Source organism: Paenibacillus thiaminolyticus, from assembly GCF_003591545.1.
Lineage (GTDB): Bacteria > Bacillota > Bacilli > Paenibacillales > Paenibacillaceae > Paenibacillus_B > Paenibacillus_B thiaminolyticus_A.
In genome coordinates this window covers 107,590-114,035 of record NZ_QYZD01000019.1, presented here as the reverse complement: position 1 = coordinate 114,035, position 6,446 = coordinate 107,590, and the positions used below count along the sequence as shown (strand labels likewise).

General features: G+C 53.3%; 6 protein-coding genes. 3 read left to right on the top strand and 3 right to left on the bottom strand.

Annotated features, from left to right (window positions below):
• Window positions 1–51 precede the first annotated feature (51 nt).
• Entirely contained in the window at window positions 52–1,206 is a 1,155-nt protein-coding gene (locus DQX05_RS19610; protein WP_119795160.1) for an alpha/beta hydrolase family protein, read from the bottom strand.
• Window positions 1,207–1,571: 365 nt separating this feature from the next.
• Between DQX05_RS19610 and DQX05_RS19605 the strand changes: the two genes are divergently transcribed.
• The 3 genes from DQX05_RS19605 (at window position 1,572) to deoD (ending at window position 5,436) form a co-directional block, all read left to right on the top strand.
• The gene (locus DQX05_RS19605) at window positions 1,572–3,434 is read left to right on the top strand and encodes a bifunctional metallophosphatase/5'-nucleotidase (RefSeq protein WP_119795170.1); all 1,863 of its coding nucleotides are present in this window, start codon (window positions 1,572–1,574) and stop codon (window positions 3,432–3,434) included.
• Window positions 3,435–3,682: 248 nt separating this feature from the next.
• On the top strand, window positions 3,683–4,687 hold the full coding sequence (locus DQX05_RS19600) for a sugar-binding transcriptional regulator (RefSeq protein ID WP_119795159.1): 1,005 nt from the start codon (window positions 3,683–3,685) through the stop codon (window positions 4,685–4,687).
• A 38-nt stretch (window positions 4,688–4,725) separates the two neighbouring features.
• Window positions 4,726–5,436: a purine-nucleoside phosphorylase gene (deoD, locus tag DQX05_RS19595; protein WP_119795158.1), complete on the top strand. Its 711-nt coding sequence runs from the start codon at window positions 4,726–4,728 to the stop codon at window positions 5,434–5,436.
• Between the two features lie 353 nt (window positions 5,437–5,789).
• Here the strand turns inward: deoD and DQX05_RS30360 are convergent, their stop codons facing one another.
• Together DQX05_RS30360 and DQX05_RS19590 are read right to left on the bottom strand one after the other, a co-directional pair.
• Window positions 5,790–5,984 (bottom strand): hypothetical protein, encoded by a 195-nt coding sequence (locus DQX05_RS30360; protein ID WP_147385209.1) that lies wholly within the window; start codon window positions 5,982–5,984, stop codon window positions 5,790–5,792.
• A 13-nt stretch (window positions 5,985–5,997) separates the two neighbouring features.
• Window positions 5,998–6,198, bottom strand: coding sequence for a hypothetical protein (locus tag DQX05_RS19590; protein ID WP_119795157.1), 201 nt, complete (start codon window positions 6,196–6,198; stop codon window positions 5,998–6,000).
• Between the last annotated feature and the right edge of the window lie 248 nt (window positions 6,199–6,446).

Sequence of the window (6,446 nt, the reverse complement as noted above, 5' to 3'; positions counted from 1 at the left end):
TAGGTTAAGTTTACCATGTTTTAATGTGAGCTTATAGTTTGAAGACACACTCTAGTAGGGAATGGACAGAGCGGCCTCTGCGGGCAAGTGCTGCGCCTCCGTCGCAGTCTCATACTGGGCGGGCGGTTCCGCTCCCAGCAGATGCTTCACGAAATAGTCCCATTTCCGCCGGATGAAATAGCGGTTCGACTGAATGCTGTGGCCGACGTTCGGCATGATGAGCAGATCGAAGTCCTTGTTCGCCCGGATCAGCGCGTCGACGAGCTGCATCGTATGCGCCATATGAACATTGTCATCCATATCGCCGTGCGCGAGCAGCAGCTTGCCCCTAAGATTGGCCGCCAGCTGGGCGTTGTCCTGACGGGCATACCGGTCCGGATGTTCCTGGTCGGCCAGTCCCTGGAACCGATCGCCCCATGCCGTAATGTAGGCCCGCTGATCGTGATTGCCGGCCCCCGAGACGGCGACGGAGTAGACATCGGGATAGGTCAGAATTGCCCGGGCCGAGCCGTAGCCGCCCCCGGAGACGCCCCAGATGCCGACGCGCTTCGGATCGATGAATGGATATCGTTCGGCGAGCTGCGGAATGGCGGCGACATGATCCGCTAATCCGGCCGGGAAGGATTTGTCTTCGGGGCGGAGATTCAGGTTCATCTCCTCAACTGTGCCTGCATATTCATAATAAGGCTCGCCGTCGAAGGTCAGCTGCCGCACTTCCCCGCTCTCCACATGGCGGACGAACAGATTATGCTTTTCGGCGTAGGCGCCCCACTGCCCGTCGGGGGAGAGCAGCTCATACGGCTCTGGCTGAAGCTGAACCGGGAAGCGGGTGCACCGATAGCTGGATAGATCGCATTCCCAGCGCGCCCCGTCCATATCGAAGCGGATGAGATGGCACGATTCGGGCAGCTCCAGCCGATCCAGCTTCAAATGATGGCGATCCAGCGTCCGGTCAAGCTCCTGGCCGAGGGAAGAAGCAAGGCGTTCATGATCGAAGGCCGGCTTCGAGGCGTTCGTCTCGGGATCGACGAGGATATACTCAATTCCCTTCTCTCTGCCCAGCCGTACGTCGCGGCGGTACCAGAACCGGTTCCCGCCGTCCAGCCAATTCGGGACGATGCGCCCGTTGAACACATGCTGTTGCCATTCGCTACTCAGCAGCTTCGCAGCGCGATCATACGGTTCGCGGGATATTATGTTGCTCATATCGCCATTCCTCCTGAATAAATTTGATGTATACTTCAGCTCCAGCTTCAGCTTAAGCAGGGAATATGAACGGAGTATGAACTCCGAATGGGGAAGGGATGGCTCAGTGGAAGGCTGGCTCAAATTCGCTTTCATTTCGATATGAAATGATTGGTTTTACAAATGTTCATTTTGTAGGAAGCAATAATCGATGTAAATCCTATGTTCTCCCTACTATCTCGGCATGAAACTTTGTCTTGACCGCAGAAAAATAAACTATGTATACTATGATTGATAAAAAGTTTTTCGTATATTTACATTTGTTCAATGGTGGTAGGCATTCTATCAACAAGATGAAAGGGAGAGTGAATTTTTTGAGATTCCAAATGAAAGCGGCTTCATTCCTCATGACCGGCGCATTGGGGATGCTGTTCTCGGCATCGGCCTTTGCCGCCCCGCTCCAACCGGTAGAGCACAATGAATGGATGCAGCAGAAGCATATTATTGCAGGCTATGAGCATGGGGATCTGCGGCTTGAGCGTCCCGTATCGTTGGGGGAAGCCGTCGCGCTGATTGCGAGAGGGACCGGAGCGTCGATTCCGGAGCAGAGCGGCTACTGGGCGCAGGGCTACCTTGACTGGGCGGCCGGACAGGGTGCAATTACGGAGCAGGAGAGCGCGAAGGACAAACTGACGCCTTCCGCCGAACGCCTTGCCGAGATTGCGAAGAAGCTGGGCGTTGAGCTTGAGCTGCCTGCCGGCACCTCCGTGACCCGCGAACAATTCACGGAAGCGTTGGGAGCCGCGCTGACGGAGCATATTACGATCGCCCATACGAATGATGTGCACGGCCACATTCAGGAGGATCAGAACGGCAAGGAATTCGGTTACGCCAAAATCGCGACGCTCGTCAAGGAATGGGAGAAGGAGAACAAGAATTTCCTGTTGATGGATGCAGGAGATACGTTCCAGGGCACGATCTATACGAACCAGTTCAAGGGAGAATCGATTCTTCCGATTCTCAATTCCCTCGGTTACACGGCGATGGCAGCCGGGAACCACGAATTTGATTTCGGCTATGAGCAGCTGTTGAAGCTTCGCGACGAGCTGAAGTATCCGATGATTAGCGCCAACGTCTTCAAGGCGGACGGCAGCAACTTGCTCGTGCCGACGTTCCAGACCGAGGTGGGCGGCGAGACGTTCGCCTTCATCGGCTTCGTCGCGGAAGAGACGCCGATCGTGACGCATCCGAACAATGTGAAGGGGCTGACGTTCAAGGATCCGGTAGATATCGCCAAGGAACTGGTGCCGGAGATGAAGAAGGAAGCCGATCATGTCATTATCGTCTCTCATATCGGCGTGGACAAGGACCGGGAGATCGCGAAGAACGTCTCGGGCATCGACCTCATCATCGGCGGCCATTCCCATACGCCGCTTCATACGCCGGAAGTCGTGAACGGCACCTATATCGTTCAGGACTGGGAGTACGGCAAATCGTTGGGCCGTGTCGATCTGTTCTATTACAACAAGGAACTGGTCGGCTTCAGCGGCGGATTGGTCGAGTATGACGAGAATGTGAAGGCCGATCCGGAGATCGAGAAGCTCGTACAGGAGGTCGTGGTCAAGGTCGAGGAATCGATGAAGGCCGTCGTCGGCAAGACGGAGGTCGATCTGGACGGCGAGCGGACGCAGGTCCGGGCGCAGGAGACCAATCTGGGCAACTTCATCGCTGATGCGATCATTGCCAAGACGAAGACGATCACAGGCTATGAAGCTGATGTGGCGCTGGTCAACGGCGGGGGCATCCGCGCCAGCAAGCAGGCGGGAGACATGACGAAAAAGGATCTCTATTCCATTCTGCCGTTCCCGAATACGCTGACCGTCGTGGAGGCGACCGGAGCCGATCTGAAGGCTGCGCTGGAAGTGTCGGTCAGAGGAGCGGAGAATACCGACGATCTGCCGGGCTCCTTCCTTCAAGTTGGCGGCATGTCTTTCGTCTATGACGTGAAGAAGCCGGCCGGCGAACGGGTCACCGAGGTGAAGGTCGGCGGACAACCGCTTGATCCGGAGAAGACGTACAAGGTGGCAACGAATGACTTCATTACCTCCGGCGGTGACGGATACTCGATGCTGCAGAAGGATCAGGTGTTGGATACCGGGTATACTTTCTATGATATCGTAGAAGAATACTTGCTGAACAACAAGGTCATTCATCCAAAAGTAGAGAACCGTATTGTAAGAGTCAACTAATCCGGGGTGAGGCGGAGGTTATGAATCTCAATGCTAGCCTGCCGCCGGATAATGGAATAGGCTGAGCGTAATGCGACGAGCGCTCCCCGGCGATTGTGCAGGGGGGCGCTTGTTCTCGTTATGCGTGTCCGAGGGATGCCAGCTACCATCCGGGGAATGCCAAATGATAAGATGCGGCGACAATGGTATAATAGAGAATTATAGACCGTTTTTCCTATATTCGACATTGGATAGATGGGTGGCTTGAAATGGATCAAGAGAAAATCAAAAAAATGATTGATGCTGCGAAAATGTATTATTTCATGGATTGCAGCCAGCAGGATATCGCAGACAAGCTCGGCGTGTCCCGGCCTACCGTCTCCCGATTTTTGCAGCAAGCGCGGGAGGAGGGATTGGTGCAGATTCGTATTCTGGATCCGTCTGAGGATACGCACCGGCTTGCCTACCAATTGAAGGACAAATACCGCTTGAAAAAGGCGATTGTCGTCCCGGTGCCTCATTATGAAGAGGACCTGATCGGAGAATATTTGGCCGAGGATGTCTCGCGCTATCTGGATGAGCTGATCACCGATGGAGATACGATTGCATTGGCTTGGGGAGAGACGATTTATCAGGTAGCGCACAAGTTGAACCATAAGCATGTAAGCAATGTCAATGTCGTGCAGTGGCAAGGCGGCGTAAGCCAGTCTGGAGCGAATACTTACAGCTGCGAGATTATGCATCTCTTTGGCAGCGCTTATCATACGTCTCCCTATTTCCTGCCGCTCCCCGTTATCGTGGACCACCCGTTGGTGAAGCAGGCGATAGAATCCGAGCGCCATATGCGCGCCGTCCTGGACATGGGGGAACAGGCGAATATCGCCCTGTACAGCGTAGGCGTCCCGGTGCCGAATTCTCCGGTTTTACCGGTGCAATACTTTACCGAAGAAGAGGTGAAGGAATTGGCAGGCAGGGCTTGCGGGGAGATTGGCGCCCGGTTCTACGATGCCGATGGCCGAATCTGTCTGCCTGAATTGGACGCGCGGACGATTGGGATCTCGCTTGATTCGCTCGCCCGGAAGGAGCATTCCATCCTTGTGGCCGGAGGGCCGGGCAAGGTGGAGGCGATATTCGGCGCGCTCCAAGGGGGATACGCGAATGTGCTCATAACCGATCAGTTCACGGCCAAATCTCTTGCCGACAAGGAGAAGGAGCATCTTCAGCCTGAGGGGACATCCTCTTCCTTCCCTCTTTCCGGCATTCCTCTATACTGAGCAGGCGGTTACTTAATGATGGGGAGGATATGACAGATATGAGCGTACACATTGGTGCTCCGCAAGGGGAGATCGCAGAGTCGATCCTGCTGCCTGGCGATCCGATACGCGCCCGGTTTATTGCGGATACTTTTTTGGAAGAGGCGCATTGCTATAACGCGGTGCGCGGCATGCTCGGCTATACCGGGAAGTACAAAGGGAAGCGTGTCTCCGTGCAAGGCACGGGAATGGGGGTGCCCTCCATCTCGATCTACGCGCATGAACTGATTCACGATTACGGCGTCAAGCATATGATCCGCGTCGGCACCTGCGGAGCAATTCAGCAAAACGTGGGGCTGCGGGACATCGTGATCGCGATGAGCGCATCCACGAGCTCGGCGGTGAACCAGCGCCGGTTCCGGGGCATTGACTTCGCGCCGACGGCCGATTTCCGCTTCCTGAAGCAGGCGTATGATCTGTCCTGTGAAAAGAAGCTGTCCGTCAAGGTCGGCAATGTAATGACGACGGATACGTTCTACATGGAGGACCGCGAAGAAATTCAGCTGTGGGCCGACTATCAGATTCTGGCGTTGGAAATGGAGACCGCGGCGCTCTATACGCTCGCTGCCCGGCATCAGGTCAACGCGCTGTCGATCCTGACTGTGTCGAACCATGTGCTGACGGGCGAGATGACGACCGCCGAGGAGCGGGAGAGCACCTTCACCGAGATGATAGAACTCGCCCTGGATCTGGCGGTGGCGCAGGAGTAAGGACACAGAATGATGAACGGATGAAGCTTAACTATGAATTTATCGCTAAAAACGACAGAGATGTCGTTTTTTTCTTTTGGAAATAGAGGGGCATAGCTACAGACAGTGGCTTTAAACACCAAACCACCGATTACCTCGCGGTATATGTCTCGTCGATTGTGGGGCGATTGAATATGGTATTGGAACGCTGATACTTAGAATTATATTTTGAAGGGCATATTGGCCATCATACGTTGACATGTGATTGTGCTTAAGGCTAGCTTTTCTCATATAAAGTCTTCCTGTATTAAAAATAAAAAGCACTCACCATCGGTGAGTGCTCTAGGCCATACTATTTGGGATTGTAGGTAAAGTCAATTTCGCCGCTCTTTCGCTTGCGAATGTTTTTCAGACATGGCCGCTTTTGATTCAGGTGTATGACCGCCTGGTATCGTTAAAGGCCCCACAGGATCGATGATCCGAGCTTCTTTAACGCCGGTTGCTCCGATAGTTACCCGTACAGTTTGTCCAACAGAATTGCGGACACCAGGTAAGACTTTTCGCTTCATAAGATGACGTCCTTTACTTGTAGTATACCCCGATCCAGTAATTTGAGACAACACCGTCGATGCCCATTTTACGCATAGGAAGATCAAATGCACCGAATTGAGTAGCAAAGTATTCCCGTTTTTCAGTCTTCGGCGTAAGTGCTAAAAATCCTTCGTAACCCAGATCATTGCTGGCCATTCCGGCAAAGGCAATCAGCAGTTTAGGTATGTTCACAAAAACCCTTGGCGGAACAAAAACGTGTTTCTGGAGCCGATTCTATTAGATGAATAAAGACATGATCACCTTCATCCGATAGCGAGAGGGCGCCAAGAATTTTGCGGTTTTCATCAATTAGTATATAGACGCTACGGGATTTATTCTTGATCTCTTTAAGCCACGAAAGCCTTAGTCCATTTCATTTTTGATACATCGGCTGCTCTAGCTTTTGTAAAAAAAGCCATATGTAATTTACCGTCCTGATC